This is a genomic window from Methylobacterium sp. J-076, assembly GCF_022829405.1.
GTDB lineage: Bacteria > Pseudomonadota > Alphaproteobacteria > Rhizobiales > Beijerinckiaceae > Methylobacterium.
Genome location: NZ_JAKSXW010000098.1, coordinates 1 through 24,083, shown reverse-complemented (window position 1 = coordinate 24,083; position 24,083 = coordinate 1). Strand labels below are relative to the sequence as shown.

The 24,083-nt window shown below is 73.2% G+C and carries 21 protein-coding genes and 1 pseudogene; 11 read left to right on the top strand and 11 right to left on the bottom strand.

Features of this window, described 5'->3' with window-relative positions:
- Positions 1–143 precede the first annotated feature (143 nt).
- Positions 144–3,287, top strand: a pseudogene (gene addB / locus MKK53_RS09325) (double-strand break repair protein AddB); the annotation flags it as partial.
- 67 nt (positions 3,288–3,354) lie between these two features.
- Here addB and MKK53_RS09320 read toward each other — a convergent pair.
- Positions 3,355–3,666 (bottom strand): cupin domain-containing protein, encoded by a 312-nt coding sequence (locus MKK53_RS09320; RefSeq protein WP_243928421.1) that lies wholly within the window; start codon positions 3,664–3,666, stop codon positions 3,355–3,357.
- The gene (locus MKK53_RS09315) at positions 3,666–4,091 is read right to left on the bottom strand and encodes a gamma-butyrobetaine hydroxylase-like domain-containing protein (RefSeq protein WP_243928420.1); all 426 of its coding nucleotides are present in this window, start codon (positions 4,089–4,091) and stop codon (positions 3,666–3,668) included. The genes MKK53_RS09320 and MKK53_RS09315 overlap by 1 nt, the downstream gene beginning before the upstream one ends.
- An 81-nt stretch (positions 4,092–4,172) precedes the next feature.
- On the opposite strand from MKK53_RS09315, the gene moaA reads away from it, so the two are divergent.
- Positions 4,173–5,204, top strand: coding sequence for a GTP 3',8-cyclase MoaA (moaA, locus tag MKK53_RS09310; RefSeq protein ID WP_243928419.1), 1,032 nt, complete (start codon positions 4,173–4,175; stop codon positions 5,202–5,204).
- Between the two features lie 272 nt (positions 5,205–5,476).
- Here the strand turns inward: moaA and ssb are convergent, their stop codons facing one another.
- Positions 5,477–6,043 carry a single-stranded DNA-binding protein gene (gene ssb, locus MKK53_RS09305; RefSeq protein WP_243928418.1) on the bottom strand — a complete coding sequence of 189 codons (567 nt, stop codon included), beginning with the start codon at positions 6,041–6,043 and terminating at the stop codon, positions 5,477–5,479.
- 340 nt (positions 6,044–6,383) lie between these two features.
- Here ssb and MKK53_RS09300 point away from each other — a divergent pair, with 340 nt between their 5' ends.
- Positions 6,384–7,574 carry an alpha/beta hydrolase family protein gene (locus tag MKK53_RS09300; RefSeq protein WP_243928417.1) on the top strand — a complete coding sequence of 397 codons (1,191 nt, stop codon included), beginning with the start codon at positions 6,384–6,386 and terminating at the stop codon, positions 7,572–7,574.
- Between the two features lie 6 nt (positions 7,575–7,580).
- Here the strand turns inward: MKK53_RS09300 and MKK53_RS09295 are convergent, their stop codons facing one another.
- From MKK53_RS09295 to MKK53_RS09285, 3 genes are all read right to left on the bottom strand, one after another.
- The gene (locus MKK53_RS09295; protein WP_243928416.1) at positions 7,581–7,829 is read right to left on the bottom strand and encodes a hypothetical protein; all 249 of its coding nucleotides are present in this window, start codon (positions 7,827–7,829) and stop codon (positions 7,581–7,583) included.
- A gap of 22 nt (positions 7,830–7,851) precedes the next feature.
- A complete protein-coding gene (locus MKK53_RS09290; protein WP_243928415.1) occupies positions 7,852–8,484 on the bottom strand; it encodes a pyridoxamine 5'-phosphate oxidase family protein in 633 nt (210 codons plus the stop codon).
- A gap of 473 nt (positions 8,485–8,957) precedes the next feature.
- Positions 8,958–10,130: a hypothetical protein gene (locus tag MKK53_RS09285; RefSeq protein ID WP_243928414.1), complete on the bottom strand. Its 1,173-nt coding sequence runs from the start codon at positions 10,128–10,130 to the stop codon at positions 8,958–8,960.
- 92 nt (positions 10,131–10,222) lie between these two features.
- Between MKK53_RS09285 and MKK53_RS09280 the strand changes: the two genes are divergently transcribed.
- From MKK53_RS09280 to MKK53_RS09255, 6 genes are all read left to right on the top strand, one after another.
- Entirely contained in the window at positions 10,223–10,834 is a 612-nt protein-coding gene (locus MKK53_RS09280) for an NnrU family protein (RefSeq protein ID WP_243928413.1), read from the top strand.
- A gap of 345 nt (positions 10,835–11,179) precedes the next feature.
- Complete coding sequence (locus MKK53_RS09275) at positions 11,180–11,893, top strand: tetratricopeptide repeat protein (protein ID WP_243928412.1); 714 nt, start codon at positions 11,180–11,182, stop codon at positions 11,891–11,893.
- Positions 11,894–11,924: 31 nt separating this feature from the next.
- Positions 11,925–13,271 (top strand): ribosome biogenesis GTPase Der, encoded by a 1,347-nt coding sequence (gene der / locus MKK53_RS09270; RefSeq protein WP_243928411.1) that lies wholly within the window; start codon positions 11,925–11,927, stop codon positions 13,269–13,271.
- Positions 13,272–14,194: 923 nt separating this feature from the next.
- Positions 14,195–15,253 (top strand): HD-GYP domain-containing protein, encoded by a 1,059-nt coding sequence (locus tag MKK53_RS09265; RefSeq protein ID WP_243928410.1) that lies wholly within the window; start codon positions 14,195–14,197, stop codon positions 15,251–15,253.
- Positions 15,250–15,663, top strand: a complete 414-nt coding sequence (locus MKK53_RS09260) for a PilZ domain-containing protein (protein WP_243928409.1) — start codon at positions 15,250–15,252, stop codon at positions 15,661–15,663. Before MKK53_RS09265 ends, MKK53_RS09260 begins: the two co-directional genes overlap by 4 nt.
- 13 nt (positions 15,664–15,676) lie before the next feature.
- The gene (locus MKK53_RS09255) at positions 15,677–16,021 is read left to right on the top strand and encodes a winged helix-turn-helix domain-containing protein (RefSeq protein ID WP_243928408.1); all 345 of its coding nucleotides are present in this window, start codon (positions 15,677–15,679) and stop codon (positions 16,019–16,021) included.
- On the opposite strand, the gene MKK53_RS09250 is transcribed toward MKK53_RS09255, so the two are convergent.
- The gene (locus tag MKK53_RS09250) at positions 16,018–17,136 is read right to left on the bottom strand and encodes a carboxylate-amine ligase (protein WP_243928407.1); all 1,119 of its coding nucleotides are present in this window, start codon (positions 17,134–17,136) and stop codon (positions 16,018–16,020) included. The two genes, MKK53_RS09255 and MKK53_RS09250, sit on opposite strands and share 4 nt — an antisense overlap.
- 43 nt (positions 17,137–17,179) lie before the next feature.
- Positions 17,180–17,587, bottom strand: a complete 408-nt coding sequence (locus MKK53_RS09245) for a dihydrofolate reductase (protein WP_243928406.1) — start codon at positions 17,585–17,587, stop codon at positions 17,180–17,182.
- A gap of 239 nt (positions 17,588–17,826) precedes the next feature.
- Here MKK53_RS09245 and MKK53_RS09240 point away from each other — a divergent pair, with 239 nt between their 5' ends.
- Positions 17,827–19,518 carry a methyl-accepting chemotaxis protein gene (locus MKK53_RS09240; RefSeq protein ID WP_243928405.1) on the top strand — a complete coding sequence of 564 codons (1,692 nt, stop codon included), beginning with the start codon at positions 17,827–17,829 and terminating at the stop codon, positions 19,516–19,518.
- Positions 19,519–19,578: 60 nt separating this feature from the next.
- On the opposite strand, the gene MKK53_RS09235 is transcribed toward MKK53_RS09240, so the two are convergent.
- The 3 genes from MKK53_RS09235 to MKK53_RS09225 form a co-directional block, all read right to left on the bottom strand.
- Positions 19,579–20,334: an SDR family NAD(P)-dependent oxidoreductase gene (locus MKK53_RS09235; protein WP_243928404.1), complete on the bottom strand. Its 756-nt coding sequence runs from the start codon at positions 20,332–20,334 to the stop codon at positions 19,579–19,581.
- A 4-nt stretch (positions 20,335–20,338) separates the two neighbouring features.
- Positions 20,339–21,856: an amidophosphoribosyltransferase gene (gene purF / locus MKK53_RS09230; protein ID WP_243928403.1), complete on the bottom strand. Its 1,518-nt coding sequence runs from the start codon at positions 21,854–21,856 to the stop codon at positions 20,339–20,341.
- A 137-nt stretch (positions 21,857–21,993) separates the two neighbouring features.
- The gene (locus MKK53_RS09225) at positions 21,994–22,590 is read right to left on the bottom strand and encodes a CvpA family protein (protein ID WP_243928402.1); all 597 of its coding nucleotides are present in this window, start codon (positions 22,588–22,590) and stop codon (positions 21,994–21,996) included.
- 243 nt (positions 22,591–22,833) lie between these two features.
- Here MKK53_RS09225 and alr point away from each other — a divergent pair, with 243 nt between their 5' ends.
- A complete protein-coding gene (gene alr, locus MKK53_RS09220) occupies positions 22,834–23,925 on the top strand; it encodes an alanine racemase (RefSeq protein WP_243928401.1) in 1,092 nt (363 codons plus the stop codon).
- The last annotated feature ends 158 nt before the right edge of the window (positions 23,926–24,083 follow it).

Below are 24,083 nucleotides of genomic sequence, written 5' to 3'. Positions count from 1 at the left end.
TGAGAGGTCCAGCACGTCGTTGATGAGCCCGAGCAGGTGACGGGCGTTGCGCTCGACCTTGCCAATGTCGGCCACAAGGTCCGACGCATCGCAGCCGTCTGCGATCTCCTCACCCATCATCTCGCTGTAGCCGATGATGGCCCGCCCGACAGGCCGTCTTCACCGTCTCCCGCGGCGTCCCGTTCCTGCCGGCCCTGGCCGACGCGCTGCTCGCGGGGCAGCTGGTCGGGCCGGTGGCCGGGGACCCGCTCGCCCTCGCCTCCGTCTCGGTCTACCTGCCGACGCGGCGGGCGGCCCGCGCCCTGTCGGCGATCCTGGCCGCGCGGCTGGGGGAGGCCGCCCTGCTGCCGCGCACCGTGCCGCTCGGCGAGGCCGACGAGGCCGAACTCGACCTCGCCGCGGAGCCCCTGTCCGGGGCCGCCCCCGCCAGCGCGCCGATCCCGGCCCTGGAGCGGCGGCTGATCCTCGCCCGCCTCGTCCGCGCCTGGGCCGAGAGCGTCGACCGCTCGCTCCTGCCCCTGCAGGCGGAGGTGCCGTTCCTGGTGCCGTCCTCCCCCGCCGACGCGGTGGGGCTGGCCGGCGACCTCGAGGGCCTGATGGACGCGCTCACCGTGGAGGGCCTGCCCTGGTCGGAGATCGCCGGGGCGGTGGAGGCGGAGTATTCGCGCTACTTCGGCCTGACCCTCGACTTCGTGAAGATCGCCGCCGAGAACTGGCCGCGGCTGCTCCAGGAGCGCAACCTCGCCGACCCCGTCGCCCGCGCCCGCTCGCTGATCCTGGCGGAGGGCGAGCGCCTGGCGAAGGCGCCGAAGAACCCGGTGATCGTGGCGGGCTCGCTGGGCTCGGTGCCCGCCACCGCCAAGCTCATCGCCGCCGTGGCGAAGCTGCCCCGCGGCGCCGTGGTGCTGCCGGGGCTCGACCTCGACCTCGACGCCCCCGGCTGGGACGGGATCGAGACCGGCGAGGGGTTCGCCCGCACCATCGCCCACGGCCACCCGCAGGCGATCCTGCACCGGCTGCTCGGGCCGGACGGCCTCGCCATGAGCCGCGACGCGGTCCTGCCGCTGGGCACCCCCGACGCGGGCCGGGTGGCCCGGGCGCGGATGCTCTCGCAGGCCCTGCGCCCCGCCGACACCACCGACGCGTGGTCCACCCTCGACCCGGCCGAGCGCGAGGCCACGGCGAGGGCGGGCCTCGCCGGGCTGGCGATCGTGGAGGCCGCCGACGAGCGCGAGGAGGCCCTGACCGCCGCCCTGGCCCTGCGCGAGACCCTGGAGGTTCCGGGCGCCACGGCCTTCCTCGTCACCCCGGACCGGGGGCTCGCGGGCCGGGTGGCGGTGGAATTGCTGCGCTGGGGGATCGTCGCGGAGGATTCCGCGGGGCTGGCGCTCGCCGCCTCCCCCGCCGGGCGCCTCGCCCGGCTGGCGGCCGAGTTCGCCGCCGACCTCGTCCGCGCCCAGGCGGACGCGATCCCCGCCCGCCTCGTCGCCCTGCTGTCGCACCCGATGGTCCGCCTGGGGCTGACCCGGGAGGAGCTGGTGCGGGGCGCCGCCGCCCTGGAGATCGGCCTGCTGCGCGGCCCCGCCCCGGCCCCGGGCCTGCCCGGCCTGCGCCTCGCCCTGGCGGCCCGGCGGGCGGGGGAGGACCCCGACCGCCGGGCGCCCCGCGCCGAGCGGCGCCTGACGGAGATCGACTGGGCGCTGGCCGCCCTGGTCCTCGACCGGCTGGAGGCGGCCTTCGCCGCGTTCCCGGGCCAGGAGGGGGGCGACGCCTGCGACCTCGTGGCCGCCGCCGCCGGCCACCGCCTCGCCTGCGAGGCGCTGATCGCCGGGCCGGAGGGGGCGGAAGCCCCGGAATCGGACGGGTCGCTCGCCTGCCTCGACACCCTGTTCGATGATCTGGAGATGGCCGAGCCCGGCGGCATGGCGGGCCGGTTCGATGACTATCCGAGCTTCTTCACCGCCCTCACCCGGGAGCGGAAGGTCGCCTGCACGGGCCCCTCGCCCCACCCGCGCCTGCGCATCCTCGGGCTGATCGAGGCGCGGCTGCTCCAGGCGGACCGGATCGTGGTCGGCGGGCTGGACGAGGGCGTCTGGCCGGTGCGGACGCTGACCGACGCCTTCCTCAACCGCCCGATGCGCGAGCGCATCGGCCTCGACCCGCCGGAGCGGCGGATCGGCCAGATGGCCCACGACTTCACGGAGGCGCTCGGCTGCCGGGACGCGGTGATCACCCGCGCGCTCAAGCGCGACGGCGCGCCCACGGTGCCCTCGCGGCTGGTCCAGCGGATCCGCGCCTTCGCCGGCGAGGAGGCCTGGACCGGTGCCCTGGCGGCCGGACAGCGGTTCGCGCGCCTCGCCGCCGCCCTCGACACCGCCCCGCCCCAGCCGCGGCTGCGGCGGCCCGCGCCCAGGCCCGATCCGGCCCTGTTCCCGCGCACCCTCAGCGTCACCGAGATCGAGACCCTGGTGCGCGACCCCTACGCGGTCTTCGCCCGGCACGTGCTCGGCCTCGATCCGCTGGAGCCCCTGGCCGCCCTGCCGGGGGCGGGGGAGCGCGGCTCCCTGGTCCACCGGATCTTCGCCGAATTCGCCCTCGCCCACCCGCAGGCCCTGCCCGCGCGGGCGGATGAGCGCCTGTACCAGATCGCCGTCGGGGCGTTCGCGCCGATCAGCGACACCTATCCGAGCCTCTACGCCGAATGGTGGCCGCGCTACCGGCGGATGGCCCAGGCCTACCTGCCCTGGGAGGCCGCCCGCCGCCCGGCCCTGACGCGGGTCCACGCCGAGGTCTCCGGGCGCTGGGCGATCCCCATGGGCCGCGAGACCTTCACCCTGCGCGCCCGGGCCGACCGGATCGAGCTGCGGCCGGACGGCACCGCCTGCATCGTGGACTTCAAGACCGGCACGGTGCCGACCGCCAAGGCGATCTTCGCCGGCTTCTCCCCCCAGCTCACCCTGGAGGCGGCGATGCTGATGCACGGGGCCTTCAGGGACCTGCCGCGCAGCGCGCAGACGCCGGAGCTGCTCTACGTCCACGCCTCGGGCGGGCGGAAGGCGTTCGTGCCGATCCCGGTCAAGCCCGGCCGGGGGGAGGAGCGCAGCGTCGAGGCGATCGTGGCCGAGCACGCCGAGCGCCTGCGCGGCCTGATCGGCCGCTTCCTCACGGGCGAGGCCGCCTACACCGCCCGCCCCTACCCGCAATACGCCAACCGCGCCGGCCCCTACGACCACCTCGCCCGGGTGAAGGAATGGTCGCTCGGCGGCGAGGGGGGCGAGGAGGAGTAGGGCGCCGCCGGGGGGCGCGGGCTCCGTCGGCGGCTCGTGCGGCGACGCCTCCGCCTGGATCGATGCACTACAGGGCGCCGGGCCGCTTCAGCTCGATCTCCACGAAGGCGATGGGGTGGTCCGCGCCGTTCATCACGTCGTGCCGGATGCCCGCCGGGCGGGTGTAGGTGTCGCCGGCCTTCAGGGCGGTCTCGCTCACCGCCTCCCCGTCATGCACCCGCAGGATGCCGTCGGCGAGCATCACCACCACGTAGGGCCAGCCGTGCTCGTGCCAGCCGGTGACGGCGCCGGGGGCGAAGTCCCAGCGGGTGATGCGGACGGCGGCGTCGTCCCGGCTCACCGTCGGCACGGCGGGGATCGTGCAGGCGAAGCCCGGCATCAGTGGCAGCCGCAGCCCCCGGAGCCGCAGCCCCCGGATTTGGCGGGCGCTATCGTGTCCCGGTCGAGGCCGCGGGCGGCGAGCTCGCCGAGGTAGGTCTCCCACCGCCGGACGTAGTTGCGGCCGAGCTCGTGCAGGTAGCCCCAGCCGTAGAGGCCGGTATCGTGCCTGTCGTCGAAGGTGAGCTTGACCGCGTAGTTGCCCACCGGCTCCACGGCGAGGATGGCGACGTTGCGCTTGCCGCCGAGCACCTTCCGTTCGGCGGGGGAATGGCCCTGCACCTCCGCCGAAGGGCTCGACACCCGCAGGTATTCCGCCGGCAGGGCGAAGTGCGTCCCGTCCTCGAAGCCGACGGTCAGGATCCGCTTGTCGGGCGACAGGCGAAGCTCGGTCGGCCAGAACTCTTGGTCCGGTGCTGGGTTCAACGGTCACACCTTCGGGCAATCGGGGGTTGCGCCCACGGGGAGCGCTTGCCCCGGAGCCTTCCCCTCATCATATCCGGCCTGATGCCCGATGCCATCTCCCTTCCGCCCGTCGCCGGGCCGGCACCTCTGATCGACCCGTTCCAGCGGGCGATCACGTATCTCCGCATCTCGGTGACGGACCGCTGCGACCTGCGCTGCGCCTACTGCATGTCGGAAACCATGCAGTTCCTGCCCAAGCGCGATCTGCTCAGCCTGGAGGAGCTGGACCGCCTCTGCGGCGTGTTCATCGCCCGGGGGGTGAGGAAGCTGCGCATCACCGGGGGCGAGCCCCTGGTGCGGCGCGACATCATGCACCTGTTCCGGCGGCTCTCGCGGCACCTCGACTCGGGCGCCCTGAAGGAGCTGACCCTCACCACCAACGGCACGCAGCTCGCCCGCTTCGCCCCCGAGCTGGCGGCGCTGGGCGTGAAGCGCATCAACGTGTCCCTCGACACCCTCGATGCGGGCAAGTTCAAGGACATCACCCGCCGGGGCGACCTGCCGGTGGTGCTCGGCGGGATCGAGGCCGCCCGGGCGGCCGGGATGCAGGTGAAGATCAACGCCGTCGCCCTGCGGGACGTCAACGGCGACGAGATCCCCGACATGATCGCCTGGGCCCACGGGCTCGGCATGGACCTGACGCTGATCGAGGTGATGCCGCTGGGCGAGATCGAGGCGGACCGGACGGACCAGTTCCTGCCCCTCTCGGTGGTGCGCCAGCGCCTCGCCACCCGCTACACCCTCACCGACCTGCCCGACCGCACCGGCGGCCCGGCCCGGTACGTGCGCGTGGAGGAGACCGGCGGGCGGCTGGGCTTCATCACGCCCCTGACCCACAATTTCTGCGAAAGCTGCAACCGGGTGCGCCTGACCTGCACCGGCCAGCTCTACCTGTGCCTCGGCCAGGAGGATTCGGCGGACCTGCGCGCCGTGCTCCGGGCCACGGCGGACGACGCCGTCCTGGCCCGGGCGGTGGAGGAGGCGATCTCCCGCAAGCCCAAGGGCCACGACTTCGTCATCGCCCGCCAGCGCCCGGCGGCCGTGCCGCGGCACATGAGCGTGACGGGGGGCTAGGTGCCCCCTGCCCCGCCGGCTTCCCCGCGGAAGGGGTGCGTGGCGGCCGAGATTCGCTCTCGGGTCCTCATCCGGACGTGCCCGCAGGGGCGGACATCGCGAAGCCCGGCCGAGACCTCCGCGCCCCCCTCCGTCCTTGCGAGCAAGGACGGGGATGGATCACCATGGGCGATCCATCCTGCCCGATCTCTCCGGCCAGCCCTGCGAAATGCGAGGGATCACCGCCGGCATAGGGTTCCCTCCCCCGCAGAGGGGGGAGGGACAGGCCGAGGCTAGAACGGGATGTCGTCGTCCAGGTCGTAGCCGCCCCGGCCGCCACCGCCGCCGGCTGGGGGGGAGGACGGGGCCGGACGGCGCTCGCCGCCCTGGGCGCGCCCGCCACCGAAGTCGCGGCCACCACCGCCGCCGCCACCACCGCCGAAATCGCCGCCGCGGCTGATCTGGCCGCCGCCCTCCTCCTCGGAGGCGAACTCGCCGCCACCGCCGCCGCGCCCGTCGAGGATCGTCAGCTCGCCGCGGAAGCGCTGGAGCACCACCTCGGTCGTGTACTTCTCGACGCCCGACTGGTCGGACCATTTCCGGGTCTGGAGCTGGCCCTCGATGTAGACCTTCGAGCCCTTGCGCAGGTACTGCTCGGCCACCCGCGACAGGTTCTCATTGTAGATGACGACCGAGTGCCACTCGGTCTTCTCCTTGCGCTCGCCGGAGGCCTTGTCCTTCCACGACTCCGAGGTGGCGATCCGCAGGTTGCAGACCGGATCGCCCGAGCCGAGGCGGCGGATCTCGGGGTCGCGCCCGAGATTGCCCACCAGAATCACCTTGTTCACGCTGCCCGCCATCACTCTCTCCTTGCGTTCCGCATCTCACGGGGCTGCCGATCCCCTACACATGCCCCCGCCACCGCCCGGCGGCAATGCCGCCCCGGTCCGGACCCACAGGCACGGTGAAGCACGCCCTTCGTTCTACTTTTGTCCCGATTGCCCGGCAAGCCGTGGCCCGGCCGGGGGGACGATGCCGGGCCGATCAAGTCCGCCGGATCCGGTCTTCGTGGGGACAACCTGCGAAAATCTTCACGGCCCGTCTGCATTCGTGAGAGCATCTGGCCCGGCGACCTCTACACGCGAATTGCTTTGAGAGGTCGACTTCAACCCGAACGCGATTCGCTGCCCGGTGAGGATCATGGCCACCGTCGTCCGCCTGCTGCTTCTGCTGGTCTTGACTTGGAGCGCCGCCCCCGCGACGGCCGAACCCGTCCGCATCGCCTCCGGCGTCCAGTACGAGCGCCTCGGCCGCTGGGACGCCGACAGGCTCAACCGGATCCTGACGGCGGACACCCCCGCCTTCGCCGGCATCCCGGTGACCTATACGCCGGCCCGGAACGCGGTGACGCTCTACCGGGTGACCTACCTCTCGGTGATCCCCGAGCGGGGCAACAGGCCGACGGTGGCCAGCGGCCTCGTCGCCGTCCCCGAGATCGGGGCGGCCAGTTTTCCGATAGTGTCGTACCAGCACGGCACGGTCTACGGGATGCAGCAGGTCCCCTCCTTCCCGGAGCAATCGCCGGAGACGCAGCTGATGCTCGCCCAGTTCGCCGGGCAGGGCTACGTGCTGATCGGCGCCGACTATTTCGGCCTCGGCCTGTCGAAGGAGCCGGAGGGCTACATGGTCAAGGCCAGCCACCAGCAGGCGACCTACGACATGCTGATGGCGGCCCGCGCAGTCCTGGCCGACCTGAAGGTCACGACGACGGACCTGTCCCTGGCCGGCTGGTCGCAGGGGGGCTTCGTCACCCTGGCGATGCTGGAGAAGCTCGAGGGCGCGGGGGTGCCGGTGAAGGCGACCGCCACGGCCAGCACCCCGGCGGACGTCTTCGTGACGCTGAGCGGCTTCCTCGACTTCCCGCGCCCGAACGACGCGACCTGGGTGCCGACGCTGTTCATCCTGTCGGCCTTCTCCTTCGAGCACTATTACGGCGTGCCCGGCCTCGCCCGCTCGCTCCTCACCGACGAGTATTTCGATCTGGCACGCCGGGCCTACGAGCGCCTGCCGATCGACACGGGCGCGGTGCCGACGGACCTGCGCAAGATCGTCCGCGCCGAGTATTTCGACCCGCAGTTCTTCGCGGCCTCGGCCTACGGGCGCCTCGTGGCCGCGACCCAGAGCTACCGCTGGGTGGTGAAGACGCCGGTGCGGACCTTCTACGGCGAGGCCGACGAGGCGATCCGCCCGGAGCTCGGCCGCCTGCCGATGACCTACCAGAAGGCCCTGGGCAACGACCGGATCGAGGCGGTCTCGACCGGCCCGACCAGCCACCGGGGCACCTTCGCCAGGGCCGTCCCGCAGTGGAAGGCGTGGTTCGACGGGCGGTAGGAGCCCTCACTCCTCCCGGAGGACGCGCAGGGAGCGCACCGTCAGCTCGTCGATCTCCAGGGAGCCGATCCGCGCCCGGCTGATCGACAGGCGGCCGATGGCGACGGCGCCGAACACCACCACGCCGAGCGCCAGCGCCCCCAGCGCGAAGGCCCCCGCCGCCCCGGCGCCGAGGGTGTGCGCCCCCGTGGCGGTGGTGCTGCGGGCCTGCGCCCGGCCCAGGGGGCGGACGGCGTCGGGTCTCGAAACGGTCATGGGGTGGGGCTCCTGCGGCCGGTCAGTATAGCCGGGTCCGGTAGGCTTCCGCGAGGTTCGCCTCCGCGTCCTCGGCGGTGACCGCCGCGGTCTGGTCGGCGATGATGCGCCCGAGGCTCGGGAAGGCCCCCCGGGGGATATGCCCCTCCGGGTTCCACAGGCGGGAGCGGATCAGCGCCTTGCCGCAATGGAACATCACCTCCCGCACCCGCACGACGAGGCCGACGGCGGGCACCTTGCCCTGGGCGGCCAGGGGCTCCAGCACGGCCGGATCCCGGGTGATCTCCCCCGCGCCCTTGACCCGCAGGGTCTCGTCGATGCCCGGCACGAAGAACAGCAGCCCGACCTGCGGGTTGGTGAGGATGTTGGCGAAGGAATCGAGCCGGTTGTTGCCCCGCCTGTCGGGGATCACCAGGGTCCGAGGGTCGGGGGCGGCGACGAAGCCCGGCGCATCCCCGCGGGGGCTCGCATCGGTGCCGCCGCCCGCCTCGGCGCTCGCCAGCACCAGCAGGGGCGAGAGGGCGATGAAGCGCAGGGCATACTCGTCCAGGTGGTCGAGCACCTTCAGGGCGGCGACCGGCACCACCGGCCCGAACCGGCCGCGCAGCTCCGTCTCGTCGCGGATCGTCTGGTCGTCGAGCATGTCGGACACCATGGGCCCCCCGTCGCCGGGGAGCACTGCATTCCCCGGGCCAGCGGTCAATCCGGGGGCCGGATGGTTGCGGAATGGGACGGGCTCTCACGCTCCCGACCCTCATCGACTCGGTCGGAGTGAGGGGCAGGACGGGTCTGGTGCCGGGGACGTCCATGGACGCCGCATTCCCTCCCCCCTCCGCGGGGGGGAGTGGCCCCCGAAGGGGGTCGGGAGAGGGGAGCGACGGGGCAGGACAAGGCGCGGCCCTCGCAGGACGGGCCGCGCCCATTCCGGATGCCGGGTTCCCCTCTCCCCCCTGCTGCGCAGAGGGGGGAGGGAGGCGTGCCGCGTGGGGGGAGGCCAGCGAACGGCCGATCCCGTCTCTGCGAGCGTCGGCGACGCAATCCAGGGCAGCGGGACGCCTCAGAACCGGGGCGGATCCCTGGGTTGCTTCGCGGCGCTCGCAACGACGGGTGTGGCGAGGGGGGCGACCCTCACGGCCAGACGGTGATCGCCACCGGCCGGCGCAGGAGGTCCCGGTCGGAGGTGACGGTGCAGCCCTCGACGCGCAGGCTCGCGTAGGTGAGGAGCGCCGTGTCCCCCGCATCGTCGAAATTCCGGCCCACCGCGGCGGGGTCGAGGAGCGAGGGGTAGGCGATCAGCCGGCCGCCTGCGGTGCAGGGGTCGTCGTAGAGGGTCTTGCCTTCGAGCAGGAGCCGCGGCCGGTCCCAGGTCAGGAGGTCGCGGGAGGTGGTCCAGTAGAAGCCGGATCTCTCGTACGCCCCGCCGGCCTTGGCCATGAACACCGCGATGAACGCGCCGCTGCCCCGGTGGCGCACCACCGCCCCGACCGGGCCGGGGAACGGCCCCACCGGTCGGCAGGTCGCGGGGCTGCGGATCGCCGCGCGGTAGGGATCGGGGAAGGCGGCGGTGAAGCCCGTGCCGGTCCAGGCCCGCCAGCGGGCCGGGTCGGCGGGGTCGTCGCTGCGGAACAGGCAGACGCCCGCCTCCTGCACGCTCCCCGGCCGCGCCCAGCCGGTGGTCGAGGCGAGGAAGAGGCGCCAGCGCCCGTCGGCGACGATGTTCGAGGGGTTGAAGAAGCCCCGGTGGCGGCCCTGGTCGATCTCCTGCCGGAAGGGCGCCCCGGCCACCACCGTCGGCGGGCTGGGGCGGGTGAAGCGGGCCCCGCCATCGGCGGAGGCGGCGGCGGTGAGCGTGTTGTACCAGCAGGCCATGTAGCGGCCCGCCGGGCAGCGGCCGGGGTGCTCGTTGCCCTGGTACTCGTGATGCACCAGGGCCGAGACGGCGCGGCCGTCCTCCGTCCAGGTGGCGGTGATCCACGAGCGGTCGTCGTAGGCGGCGGGGTCGGCCTTCTCCCCCGAGTCGAGCACCACGGCGCAGTCGAGCGCCAGATGGGCGAGGTCCGGCCCGCGCAGGCGCCGGTTGCGGTGATGCATCCCGAACACGGCCACGGCGCCCGAGGCCTCGCGAAAGGCCCGGGCGGGGGCGTCGGGCACGTCGGCCCCGTCGCAGGCGTCGCGGGCGGCGGAGAACACCGTCGTCGCCGGCCCGACGAGGGTCAGGGCCGAGAGCGGCGGCCCGGCCGGCGCCTCGGCCGAGGCGGGGGACACGGCGAGGCAGAGCAGGGAAAACAGGGCGCGGCGCATCGCTTGAACCCGGGATGCGTCCGGGCGGCGCCTGGACAAGCGCGGGGATATTCGATTGAGAACGGTTACTTCTCGCTTTTCATCGGGCCGCCATGCTTCTCCTCATCCTCGGCCTCGTGCTGTTCCTCGGCACCCACGCCTTCACCATGGTGCGGGGCAAGCGCGCCGCCGTCGTCGGCGAGGTCGGCGAGAACCGCTACAAGCTCGGCTACACCGCCCTGTCGCTGCTCGGGCTGGTGCTGATCGGCGTCGGCTACCACGATTACCGCCTCTCGGGGATGATCCCGGTCTGGGATCCGCCGGTCTGGACGCGCCACCTCGCCCTGACCCTGGTGCTGCTCGCCTTCATCTGCCTCGTGGCGACCTACATCCCGAGCCATATCCGCGCCAAGGCGAAGCACCCGATGCTGCTCGCGGTGAAGATCTGGGCGACGGCGCACCTGCTCGCCAACGGCGACCTCGGCTCGATCCTGCTGTTCGGCAGCTTCCTCGCCTGGGCGGTCTCGGCCCGGATCAGCCTGAAGCGCCGGGAGCGGGCGGCGGGCGTGCCGGCGGGGGGCCGCGCCGCCGTGACCGTGCCGGCCGGCTGGCGCAACGACGTGCTCGTGGTGCTGATCGGCGTCGCCGCGTGGTTCGTCTTCGCCCGCTTCCTCCACTATCCGCTGATCGGCGTCTCCGTCTGGCCGGGGACGATGGGAGCCTGAAAGGGGCGACCCTAGACTGTGCGCGGCGGGGTGACGGTGGTCCCCCGCGAGCCGGCCGGCACCCCCGCCCCATCGTCCGTCCCCACGGCGGCCAGCACCGCGACCACGCTCCGCTCCGGATCAGGGCGGCGCCGCGGTGGGGGCCTTGCGCGGGGGATGCAGCGTCTCGAGGGACATGCCCTCCCCGTGGGACATGCCCTCCCCGTGTTCCCGTTTCGCCCTCCGTGCGAGCACACGCCCCGCCCCCGCCCGCCGGGGCAGGTCGCCAATCCCTCGCCCCTGTGTTAGGCGCAGGGCGTTGCATGATCGCGAGGTGGTCCGGCGCATCGCGCCGGCCGGGATACGATGGCCGAAAACAAAGAATTCATCCGCGAGGTCGACGAGGATTACCGCCGCGAGCAGATCATCAAGATCTGGCGCCGCTACAGCGGTGTGATCATCGCGCTGGCGGTGCTCCTCGTCGCGGGCGTCGCCGGGTGGCGCTACTGGCAGACGCAGCAGATCGCGGCGGCCGAGGCGGCCTCCGTCCGCTTCGATGCCGCCAACCGCCTCGCCCGGGACGGCAAGGCCGAGGAGGCCGACAGGGCGTTCACGGCGCTGGAGCAGGACGGCACGGCGGGCTACCGGCTGCTCGCCCGGTTCCGCGCGGCGTCCGAGACCGCCAAGGCCGACCCCGCCAAGGCCGCCACCGCCTTCGATGCGCTGGCCGACGATGCGACCCTGCGCGACGGCCTGCGGGACCTCGCCCGCCTGCGCGCCGCCCTGATCCGCATGGACGGCCCGAAGCCGGACGCGGCGCTCGCCAACCTGCAGAGCCTCGCCGCCGGCAGCGCCTACCGGCACACGGCACGGGAGATGCTGGGCCTCGCCGCCCTGAAGAAGGGCGATTACGAGGAGGCGAGCCGGTGGTTCGACCAGATCGTCGCGGACCCGGACACGCCGCGCTCCCTGCGCGAGCGAATCGAAGTCTACGCGGCCATCGTCGCGGGCGGCCCCGTCACCGTGTCGGAGGCCAAGCCCGAGCCCGCCGCGCCCCCGCCGCCGTCCATCACCCGCTGACCCGTCCCGCACACTTTCCAGGAACCGACCGATGGATATGCCGACCGTCGCGATCGTCGGCCGGCCGAATGTCGGCAAGTCGACGCTGTTCAACCGCCTCGTGGGCAAGAAGCTCGCCCTCGTGGACGACCGCCCGGGGGTGACCCGCGACCGGCGCGAGGGCGACGTCGCCTTCGGCGGCCTGGTCTTCCGGGTCATCGACACCGCCGGCCTGGAGGAGGCGGACGCCGAAAGCCTCACCGGCCGGATGCGGATGCAGACCGAGGCCGCGATCCTCGCCGCCGACGTGGTGCTGTTCGTCATCGACGCCCGCGCCGGGGTGCTGCCCGCCGACCAGCCCTTCGCCGAGCAGGTCCGCCGGGCGGGCGTGCCGGTGATCCTCATCGCCAACAAGGCCGAGGGCGGGGCCGGGATGGCGGGCGCCTACGAGGCGTTCTCCCTCGGGCTCGGGGACCCGATCCCCTTCTCCGCCGAGCACGGCGAGGGCGTGGGCGAGCTGCACACCGCCCTGATGGAGGCCCTGCCCGCCCAGGACGAGGACGAGGCGGTCGAGGACCCCACCGGCGACCGGGCGCTCCGGGTCGCCATCGTCGGCCGCCCCAATGCGGGCAAGTCGACGCTGATCAACACCATGCTCGGCGAGGACCGGCTGCTCGTCGGGCCGGAGGCCGGCATCACCCGCGATTCGATCTCCCTCGACTGGGAGTGGCGGGGCCGTCGCATCAAGCTCCACGACACCGCCGGGATGCGCCGCCGCGCCCGGATCGACGACAAGCTGGAGAAGCTCGCCGTCTCGGACGGGCTGCGCGCCGTGCGCTTCGCCGAGGTGGTGGTGATGCTCCTCGACGCCACCATCCCCTTCGAGAAGCAGGACCTCACCATCGTCGACCTCGTGGAGAGCGAGGGGCGCGCCCTGGTGATCGGCCTCAACAAGTGGGACCTCGTGGCCGACCAGCCGGGCCTGCTGAAGGAGCTGCGCGAGGATTGCACCCGGCTGCTGCCGCAGGTGCGGGGCGTGGCGGTGGTGCCCCTGTCGGGCCTCGCCGGCCAGGGAGTCGACAAGCTGATGCAGGCGGTGATCGGCGCCGCCGAGGTGTGGGACCGGCGCATCTCCACCTCGCGCATCAACGACTGGCTGAGCGAGGCGACCTCGCGCAACCCGCCCCCGGCGGTGTCGGGCCGGCGGATCAAGATCCGCTACGCCACGCAGGTGAAGAGCCGCCCGCCGCACTTCGCCCTGTTCGGCAACCAGCTCGACGCGCTGCCGAAATCCTACACCCGCTATCTCGTCAACGCCCTGCGCGAGGCGTTCGACCTGCCGGGCACGCCGATCCGCCTGTCGCTCAGGACCTCGCAGAACCCGTTCGACAAGGGGTAAGGGCCTCCCCCGTCGTCGCCCTGGCGGCGCGTGCGATGACGGGCGCGGGGTGGGCGGCACGACCGCTGCGGACGGCCGACGGTGAGGACCGCCCGCCCGGCCAAGGACAATCCGCCGCGCACGGCGGGGTCGTGACGCGGCATTGGTGGACTGTCCCACCCAGTGCGGAACCCGGCCCGGCGGGCCCGGGCATTCCGGGCGTTTGATCCATGTGATTGTCCACGGCACCGGGGGCGGTCATGTTTCCCGTGCTGGACTCGTCCGGCCGGCCCTGCCGCCTCTGGCATCCCCCCGTTCAGGGTCGGTGGGGCCGTTTTTTCCCGGTTCCCCGCTTCGCCGGGGCCGGCGGCCCGGGCGCCCGTGTCCGGCCTCGCCCGCGTGAAGCCCCCCTCGCCCCGGGCGGACGGGGATCGGGGCGGAACCCGGTGGCGGACGGCCGATCCCCGCTTCTCCCACCTCCCGAGCATCCGCGGTGCCTTCGGCGGCGTCCTCGATCCGCACGATCGCGGGGGCTCCCCCCGCGATGCGCGACCAGGGCCGGCGAGCGCAGCGCGATCCCAGTAGAAAAATACAATTTTGTCCCGTTGAAAATAACCTTTGGTTGTATTGCCAGTTTTGCCTAGTAGCGCTCGGGCGCGATGAAGGTTGCTCATCAGTATAGATTGGTTAGGACTCTCTGTGCCAATCCTGAGATCCTTCCAGGTCCGGAACTCCGAGGCAGTTCCGTCACGTCTCGATCCCGGATATCGGCATGCACGCGGGCCGACCGCCGTGCGGAGCCGCTGGACGGACCGGGATGCCTGGAGGTGCCGTCATCCCTCGTGAGGACCGGGGCAGCGGGATGGGTCGTCTGATCGCCGCACATGCAGGAACGCCAGGGCGCCCGCCCGCGACGGTCTCTCCGCGCCGTGGTGGGGCCGCCCATGGCTGACCTCCTGCTGATCACCGACGACCTGCGTCACGCCGAACGGCTGGTGCGGGACCTCGACGGGCGGGAGGGCTGCCGCATCCACGACCTCTATGGCGAGGCCGAGCCCGCCGGGCACCCGTCGCTGATCGTCAGCGACGTCCGGGACCTGACCTCCGAGGCCCTGGTGCGCCTGCGCCGCTGCGTGGACGCGGTGCACGGGCAGGGTGTCCCCCACCTTCTCCTCGTCCACGGCCATGCCGCCCGGGCCGAGATCCAGGCCCGGCTGCTGGGCGCCGAGACCCTGCCGGCCGCCGCCGCCGCCCGCCTGCTCCCGGCGCGGATGCGGGACCGCGCGGCCTCCCCGCCGCCCGCATCCGCGGTGGCCGTGCGCCATGCCCGGGAGGCCGGGCGCTTCCTCGACGCGGCGTTCTTCGCGGGCGATCCGATCACGCCGACCCTGGCCGATACCGGGACCGAACTCGTCGCGCGGGCGATCCACGAGGCGGGCATCGGCGCCTGGGTGCGGGCGGTGCAGCGCTTCGACGACGTGACCCACCAGCACATCCTGCTGGTGGCGGGCCTGTCGGCCGCCTTCGCCTGCCGCCTCGGGCTGAGCCCCCGGGACAGGCACCACCTCGCCAAGGCCGCCCTGCTGCACGACGTCGGCAAGACGAAGATACCCGCCGCGATCCTGAAGAAGCCCGCCCGCCTCGACCGGGAGGAATTGCGCATCATGCGGACCCACGCGGCCCTCGGCCACGCCATGCTCGCCGGATCGGGCTTCGACCCGGCGACGCTGGCCGTGGTCCGCTCGCACCACGAGATGCTCGACGGCTCCGGCTATCCGGACGGCCTGCGCGGCGGACAGATCCCCGATCTCGTCCGCCTCGTGACGATCGGCGACATCTACGCCGCCCTGATCGAGCGGCGGCCCTACAAATCCGCCCTCACCGAAGCCGCAGCCCTGGCGATCCTCACGGGGATGACGGGCCGGCTCGACGCGGACCTCGTGCGCGCCTTCCGGCCGGTGGCGGACGCATTCGACCCGGCGGCCACGGGAGCGACGGCATGACCGATGCCCGCGATATGGATGCGGCGACCAGCGCGGACCTCATGTTCCGCAACGCGCGCCGGGAGGAGCGCAAGGAGACGAACTGGATCGCCAAGATCCGGCTCTTCGACGGCCGGGAGATCGCGACCTCGGTCAAGGACATCTCGGCCTCCGGCGCCCGGCTGAGCGTGCCGGAGGGGATGGAGCTGCCCGAACGCTTCATGTTCCGGGTCATCGGGCGCGACTTCGTCTGCGCGGTGAAGGTGGCGTGGCGCCGGGGCTCCCATGTCGGCGTCCGGATCGAGCGGGTCGGCAAGCTGGAGACGAAGCCCGCGGCGCTCCCCGTGGCGGCGCTGCCCGAGGAGGAGAAGGCCGGGCCGGGCTCCAGCGACCTGATGGGCAGGCGCGGCAGCCGGATCTCGTCGTGCTGACACGGCCGGGGCGATGGCGCGGCTCAGCATCCGGATCGACATCGGCCCGGACTTCCGGGTCGGGCCGGGCAAGATCGTGCTCCTGGAGACGATCGCCGCGCACGGATCCATCTCGGCGGCCGGGCGGGCGCTCGGCATGTCGTACCGGCGGGCCTGGACCCTGGTGGAGGCGATGAACGCCGGCTTCGGCCGGCCGGTGGTGGAGGCGCAGAGCGGGGGCCGGGCCGGGGGCGGCGCCCGCCTCTCGCCCCTCGGGGCCGACCTCGTCGCCCGCTACCGGGCGATCGAGGCCGCGGCCGGGGCCGCCGCGGCGCCGTTCCTCGACGGGCTCGCGCCGCCGGCCGGAGGGGGCCCCTAGACGACCGCCCCGGCGATCCAGTCCACCGCGGCGGCCAGCGCCGTCGGGCCGTCGTGGCCGGCGGCGCGGGCCATGTCGTAGGCGGCGATCTGCCGGTCGGCGCTCGTACCCTCGGCGGCGATGGCCCGGGCCCGGGCGACCTCCGCCTCGCAGCCCAGCGCCTGCGCATCCTCGGCGATCAGGGCCAGCACCGCATCGAGGGCCGTGGTGAAGGGCACCGCGTCACCCCGCGCCTCGTCGATCAGCGCGGCGCGGACGCCGTCGCGCTGGGCGCGCCACAGGTTCTCAAGGGCCAGCGCCCGGGAGACGCCGTCGAGGCCGGCATTCAGGTCCGGCCGGCGGACGCAGAGCCGCACGAGGCAGCGGAACAGGGCGGCGAGGCAGAGGGAATCGTCGAGCCGGGTGCAGGCATCGGCGATGCGCAGCTCCAGGGTCGGGTACTTGATCGACGGGCGCACCGACCACCACAGGTAGCTCGCATCCCCGATGGCGCCCGCGCGGGTGAGGATCGCCACGAGCCGGGCGTGGGCGGCCGCGTCGGCGAAGATCTCCGGCAGGCCGGTGCGGGGCATCTCGCCGAAGACGCAGAGGCGATAGGCCATCATCCCCGTCGCCTCCCCCCGCCAGAACGGCGACGAGGCCGAGAGGGCGAGCAGCATCGGCTGGAACGGCAGCAGCCGGTTCATCAGGTCGATCCGCGCATCGGGGTCGGGCACCTCGACATGGACATGCATGCCGCAGATCAGCGCCCGCCGGGCGGCCATGCCGAGGTCCGACAGGATGCCCTGGTAGCGCTCCCCGTCCGAGGCGGTCTGGCTCTCGCGCCGGGCGAGGGGATGGGTGCCGCAGGAGAGGAGCGTCAGCCCGTGGCCGGCGGCGATGCCCGCCAGCAGGGCGCGCTGGCCGCCGAGGTTGTCCCGCGCCTCGTCCATCACGGCGAGCGGCGGGCTGCACAGCTCAATCTGCGCCGCCACCAGCTCGCGCCCGGTCGCAGGCAGCCGGTCCTTCGCCTCGGCGTGGAAGGCGGCGAGGTCGCCCCGCGGCGTGCCGCGGGTCTGCGCATCGGCGAGGAAGTATTCCTCCTCGATGCCGAAGCCGTAGGGATGGGTGCTCATCGGCGCCAGAGTGGGCCCGGGGCGGGGCCCTGTCCAGGGCCGCTCACGCCCGCGGCGCGCCGCCGACGAGCCAGGCGGGATCGAACCAGCGGTCGGCCTCGCCGTCATAGGGCAGGCGGGTGATGTCCCATTGCTGGATGAAGGGCGCGTAGACGTCCCACACCGCCACCCCGCCGCCGATGAAGATCCGCCGGCCGGGATAGCGGGCCAGGACCGCCCGCGGGTCCTCGTGCGAGCGGATCACCTCGATGGTGCGGTCGCGGAAGGCGAATTCGGGGACCGACCCGATGGTCTTCGGGCCGGCGATCAGCACGTGCCCCTGCGTCTCCGCGAAGAAGCGCGTCACGTCCTCGACGTAGAGCGGATCGTCGTTGCCCTCCCAGGGCAGCCGCCCGTGCAGGCCGAGCTGGCCCCGCTGCCCGATGGCACACATCGCCCGTACGTCGATCATTCCGTCTCTCCCGCCACCCGCCGTGCATAGCCCTCCCGCCCCCGAAGGGCCAAGCGGCCCCGGTGCTTCCCGCCCCGGGCCGCGCCCGGGACATGCGCGTTAATCAGTCGCGACATGCGGCGCCCGAGGCATAACTGCAAACCTTCCACGTTCTTCGTGCAAGAACCTCGCGTTAACGCCGTAAATCCTAAAACCTTTCACGCCATGCCGGGGGGGCCATCCGGTTCCGGGTCGTTCCTATGCGCGCCTTCAACGATCTCAAGCTCATCGCGAAGCTGGCCCTGCCGGCGGGCCTTGTCCTGCTGATGGCGGCGGGGCTGGTGCTCATGGCCCGGTCGGGCCTCGATACCCTTCGCCGCACCACCGACCAGATCGTCGATCAGCAGGTGAACCGGACCGTGGCGGCCCTGCGGGTGACCGACGCCCTCGATGCGGCGACCATCGCGCAGAAGGGCGTGATCGTGGAGGGCAGCGGCGACGTCCTCCAGGCCCTGTCCGACCGCCACCGGGAGGCCGCGGTGCGGGCCGGGCAGGAGATCGACCGCCTCGTGTCCCTCGCCGCCGACCCCGGGCAGCGCGCCGAGGACGAGGCCGCCCGGGCGGCGGTGATGGAATACCTCGCCTTCTCCGACAAGGTGGTCACCAACGCCCGGCAGGGGATGACCGACATCGCCTTCGCCCTCTCGACCCAGGAGGATGCGGGCCTGCGGGCGAAGGCCCTGGCCGCCGTCGAGGCGCGGGTGACCCGCACCCTGGCCGACCTCGCGGCGGCGCGGGTGGCGGCGGCGGAGGTGGCCGGCTCCACCAAGGACCGCCTCACCTGGCTCGCGGCCCTGGGCCTGAGCGCCGCCTTCGCCGTCCTCGCGGCCATCGCCGTGCTCGGCATCGCCCGCCCCCTCGCCCGGATGGCGCGGGCCATGGACGATCTCGCGGCGGGGAACCTCGCCGTGACGGTGGTGGGCACGGAGCGCCGGGACGAGATCGGCCTCCTCGCCCGCGCCCTGCAGGTGTTCAAGGACGACGCCGCGATCGCCCGGACCCTCTCCGCCTCCGAGGTGGTGCGCAACGAAGCCGCCGCCCGCCGGGCCGCCGCCCTCGACGCCCTGGCCCGCACCTTCGAGGCGCGGGTCTCCGGCCTGACCGGCGCCCTCTCCGCGGCCTCCGGCGAGATGGAGGCCACCGCCCGGTCGATGGCCGAGACCGCGGCGGACGGCACCGGGCGCACCGCCGCGGCGGGGGGCGTCGCGCAGCAGACGTCCGAGAGCGTGCAGACCGCCGCGGCGGCGAGCGAGGAGATGACCGCCTCGATCCACGAGATCGTCGCGCAGGTCTCCCACTCCTCCGAGATGGCGGAGCGGGCCGTGGCGGATGCCCGGCGCACCGATGCCACGGTGCAGCAGCTCTCGGCGGCCGCCCTGCGGATCGGCGAGGTGGTGCAGATGATCTCGGCCATCGCCGACCAGACCAACCTCCTCGCCCTCAACGCGACGATCGAGGCGGCCCGGGCCGGGGAGGCCGGACGGGGCTTCGCCGTGGTGGCCGCCGAGGTGAAGGAACTCGCCGGCCAGACCGCCCGCGCCACCGACGAGATCGGCGTGCAGGTCGGCCAGATCCAGGCGGCGACCCAGGCCGCGGTGGGCGACATCCGCCGCATCGGCTCGGCCATCGGCGAGATGTCGTCGCGGGTCGGCGGCGTCGCCGCGGCCATGGAGCAACAGGGCAGCGCCACCCGCGAGATCGCCCGCAGCGTCGCCCACGCGGCCGGGGGCACGGCGGAGGTGAGCGCCACCCTCTCCGGCCTGCGCGAGGGCAGCGAGCGCACCGGCCAGGCCGCCGGGAAGGTGCTGGAGGCGGCCCGCGCCCTGTCGGAGCAGTCCGAGCGCCTCACCCGGGAGGTCGGCGGCTTCCTGGCGGAGGTGAAGGCGGCCTGAGGGGGCATCCCCCCCGGCCGTCCAATCCCCTTCCCCGCGGGGGAGGGGGAAAGGGCGGGCCTACTCCGGCGCGCGGGGGGTCAGCAGGCGGTCCTGCCGGAAATCGTAGATCAGCCCGGTCTCGCGCCAGTCCGGCGAGGCGAGGCGCACGAAATGGGGGGCGAGGTCCTCCGGCGTGCGCAGGGTCTGCGGGTCCTCGCCGGGCATGGCCGAGCGGCGCATCCGCGTCCGCAGGGGGCCGGGGCTCACCAGCATCGCCCGCACCGGGGTCGATTCGGTCTCCGCGGCGTAGGTCCGCACCAGGGCTTCGAGGGCCGCCTTGGTGACGGCATAGGGCCCCCAATAGGCCCGGCACGCATTCGCCGCGCCGGAGGTGACGAAGATAGCCCGGCCGGCATCGGACATGCGCAGCAGCGGATCGAGGGAGCGGATCAGCCGCCAGTTGGCGGTGACGTTGATGTCCAGCGTGCTCGCCCAGATCTTCGGGTCGATATGGCCGAGCGGCATCAGCACGCCGAGCACCCCGGCATTGCCGACCAGGATGTCGAGCTTGCCCCAGCGCTCGTGGATCGCCCCGCCGAGCCGGTCGATGGCGTCGAAATCCTTCAGGTCGAGGGGCACCAGGGTGGCGCTGCCGCCGATCCGGCGGATCTCGTCGTCCAGCTCCTCCAGGGCGCCCTGCGTGCGGGCCACCGCCACCACATGCGCCCCGGCCTCGGCCAGGGCCAGGGCGGCGGCGCGGCCGATGCCGCGCGAGGCGCCGGTGACGACGGCGACGCGGCCGTCGAGGGGCAGGTCCGCCGGAAAGCCAGCCATGGGATCAATCGGCCTCGGCAAGCATCGCCATCTGGCGGGGGCTGGCGATCGACAGGTCGGTCAGGCCGGTCGGGTATTCGCCGGTGAAGCAATGGTCGGTGTATTGCGGGCAGGCCTCGTGCCGCCCCTCCTCGCCCATCGCCCGGTAGAGGCCGGGGATCGAGAGGAAGGCCAGGGAATCGGCGCCGATGTACTGGCGCATCCCCTCCAGGTCGTGGGTGGCGGCCAGCAGCTTCTCCCGCTCCGGCGTGTCGATGCCGTAGAAGTCGGGGTGGGTGATCGGCGGCGAGGCGATGCGGAAATGCACCTCCGCCGCGCCGGCCTCGCGCATCATCCGCACGATCTTCACCGAGGTGGTGCCGCGCACGAGGCTGTCGTCCACCAGCACGATGCGCTTGCCGGCCACCGCCGCGCGGTTGGCCGAGTGCTTCATGCGCACGCCGAGTTCCCGCACCGACTGGGTCGGCTGGATGAAGGTGCGCCCGACATAGTGGTTGCGGATGATCCCCATCTCGAAGGGGATGCCCGTCTCCTGGGCGTAGCCCAACGCCGCCGGCACGCCGGAATCGGGCACCGGCACCACCACGTCCGCCTCGGCGCGGGACTCGCGGGCGAGTTCGTGGCCGATGGCCTTGCGGATGGCGTAGACGCTCTTGCCGTTCACCATCGAGTCCGGCCGGGCGAAGTAGATGTACTCGAAGATGCACGGGCGCATCGGCCGGGCCTCGGCGAAGCGGATCGATTCGATCCCCTCCTCCGAAATGACGACGATCTCGCCGTTCTCGATGTCGCGGACGTAGCGGGCGCCGATGATGTCGAGCGCGCAGGTCTCGGAGGCCAGGAGGTAGCGGCCGTCGAGCTCGCCCAGCACCAGCGGGCGGATGCCGAGGGGGTCGCGGGCGCCGATCAGCTTCTTGTTGGTGAGGGCGACGAGGGCGTAGGCCCCCTGGATCGCCTGCAGCGCATCGATGAAGCGCTGGATGATCCGCGGCTTCCGGGAGCGGGCGGCGAGGTGGAGGATCACCTCCGTGTCGGAGGTGGACTGGGTGATGGCCCCGTCGCGCACGAGGTCCCGGCGCAGGGAGAGGGCGTTGGTGAGGTTGCCGTTATGGGCCACCGCCAGCCCGCCGCCGGCCAGCTCCGCGAAGAGCGGCTGGACGTTGCGCAGGATGGTCCCGCCCGTGGTGGAATAGCGGACGTGGCCGATGGCGGCCCGGCCCTTCAGGCGCTCGATGGTCGCCGCGTCCGAGAACGAATCGCCGACGAGGCCCGGCCGCCGCTCGGAGTGGAAGACCTTGCCGTCGAAGGAGACGATGCCCGCCGCCTCCTGGCCCCGGTGCTGCAGGGCGTGGAGGCCCAGCGCCACGATGGCCGAGGCGTCCGGGTGGCCGAAGATGCCGAAGACCCCGCACTCCTCGCGCAGGGTATCGCCGTCCAGATCGAGATCTGCCAGATCGAGACTTGCCAGGTCCAGGCTCGCCGGGTCGGCGGCGGCGGACGTGTCGGCGGGGGTTCGCGACATGCTCGGGCTCGGTCACTTCCTGGGGGCGACGCCTCGACGGACCGCGCGTCACGCTGCCGTCATGTAACCCCTCCGGCATCCCAGGCCAACGGCGTTGGCCGCAGGGCAGCGGCCCGCGCCGGTCAGCGCTCGGCCCGTCAGCGCTTGGGTGCTGTCTCGGTCCGCTTCTGGACGGTCGCGTCGTCGGCGGGCGTCTCGGCCGCCTCGTTGGGCGGGCTGACGGGCTTGGGCTTCTTGAACTGCTTGAGGAACCCCTCCGGGTTCTCCGGCAGCTGCGCCACCAGAGCGTCGCCGGACTTCTCCAGCATCGGCCGGCTGCGGGCCTGGGCCGCCCAGTCCGGCACCTTGCCCTGGACCAGCCACGCCAGGAACACCCAGCCGATCACGCAGATCAGGAAGCCGCGGGCCGCGCCGAACAGGAAGCCGAGGGACCGGTCGATCGCGCCGATGCGCGAATCGAGCACCACGTCGGAGATCTTCACGGTGATGATCGAGACCACGATCAGCGTGACGAGGAAGATCGCCGCGATCGAGCCCACGAGGGCGACCGTGTCGCTGCTGACGTGCTGCTTCACGGTGGGCAGGAGCAGCGGGAAGAAGGAATAGGCCACCGCGGCCGCGACGACCCAGGCGACGATCGCCAGGACCTCGCGGGTCACGCCGCGGACGGCCGCCAAAAGCGCGGACACGGCGACGATGCCGAGGACCACGAGATCGAGGACTGTGAACGGCATCGCCTCACTTCAGGATACGCACGGGAGGCGCCGACGAGGCCCGTGCGGCTCTCCCGACGAAGGCGTTCACTATATCCTGCCGAACCTCGGCCGTCACCACCGTGCCGACCGGGACGCCGGGCCCTGTATCACCAATGCATCAGCCCGCCGCCGGGAGGGGCGGATCGGGGCGGGCTTTCCGGGCAGGGTGGCGCCGCCGGTCCGGGTCGTGCATCCGGGACTGGGGCGTGCGGGAGGATCAGCGTGGCGGGTTGGGGGCAGAGCGGAACCGGGGGGCACGGGGCGCGGCTGACGATCGACCTCGGCGCCCTCGCGTCCAACTGGCGCACCCTCGCCGCCCTGGCGCCGGGGGCCGAATGCGCCGCGGTGATCAAGGCCGACGCCTATGGCTGCGGCACCGGCCGCGCCGGCCCGGCCCTGTGGCGGGCGGGCTGCCGCACCTTCTTCGTGGCCCATCTCTCCGAAGCCCTCGCCGCCCGGGCGGCCCTGCCGGAGGCGGCGATCTACGTCCTGAACGGCCTGCCGCCCGGCGCGGCGGGGGCCTTCGCCGCCGCGGACCTGCGCCCGGTGCTGGGGAGCCTGGACGAGGTGGCGGAATGGGCCGCCTTCTCGCAGGGCGCCCGGCCCGCCGCGCTGCACGTCGACACCGGCATGAACCGGCTCGGCCTGCGCGTGCCCGAGGCCCTGGCCCTCTCCGGCGACCCGCGCCTTGCGGCGGCGGGCCTCGACCTCGTGATGAGCCATTTCGTCAGCGCCGAGCGGCCGGAGGATCCGGTCAACGCCCGCCAGATCGCCGACTTCGCCCGGGTGCGGGCGGCGCTGCCGGGCCTGCGCGGGTCCCTGGCCAACTCCTCCGGCATCTTCCTCGGCGGCGCCCGGCACGATCTCGTCCGGCCGGGCTACGCCCTGTTCGGCGGCAACCCCACCCCCGGCCGGCCGAACCCCATGCGCCCCGTGGTGCGGCTGGAGGCGGCCATCGTCCAGGTCCGGGAGGTCGAGGCGGGGGCGAGCGTCGGCTACAACGGCCGCTGGACCGCGCCGGGGCGGCGGCGCCTCGCCACCCTGTCGCTGGGCTACGCCGACGGCCTGCCCCGGTCCCTCAGCGGGCGCGGCCATGCGCTGGTGGATGGGGTCGCCTGCCCGATCCTCGGCCTCGTCTCGATGGACCTCATCATCCTCGACGTCACCGACGCCCCCGCCGCCCGCCGGGGCGCCTCGGCGGTGCTAATCGGCGACGGCCTCGACGTCGATGCGGTGGGGAAGGCCGCCGGCACCATCGGCTACGAGATCCTGACCGGCCTTGGTTCCCGTTATGTTCGGGATTATGATGGGTAGGGGTGAGGAGAGTTCCTTCCACCCCATCATCCTGAGAAGCTGTCCGGACAGGGACAGCCACCTCCGTCATTGCGCGCGCAGCGAAGCAACCCAGGGCAGCGGGACATTCCCGAACCCTGGCGCATCCCTGGATTGCTTCGCTGCGCTCGCAATGACGG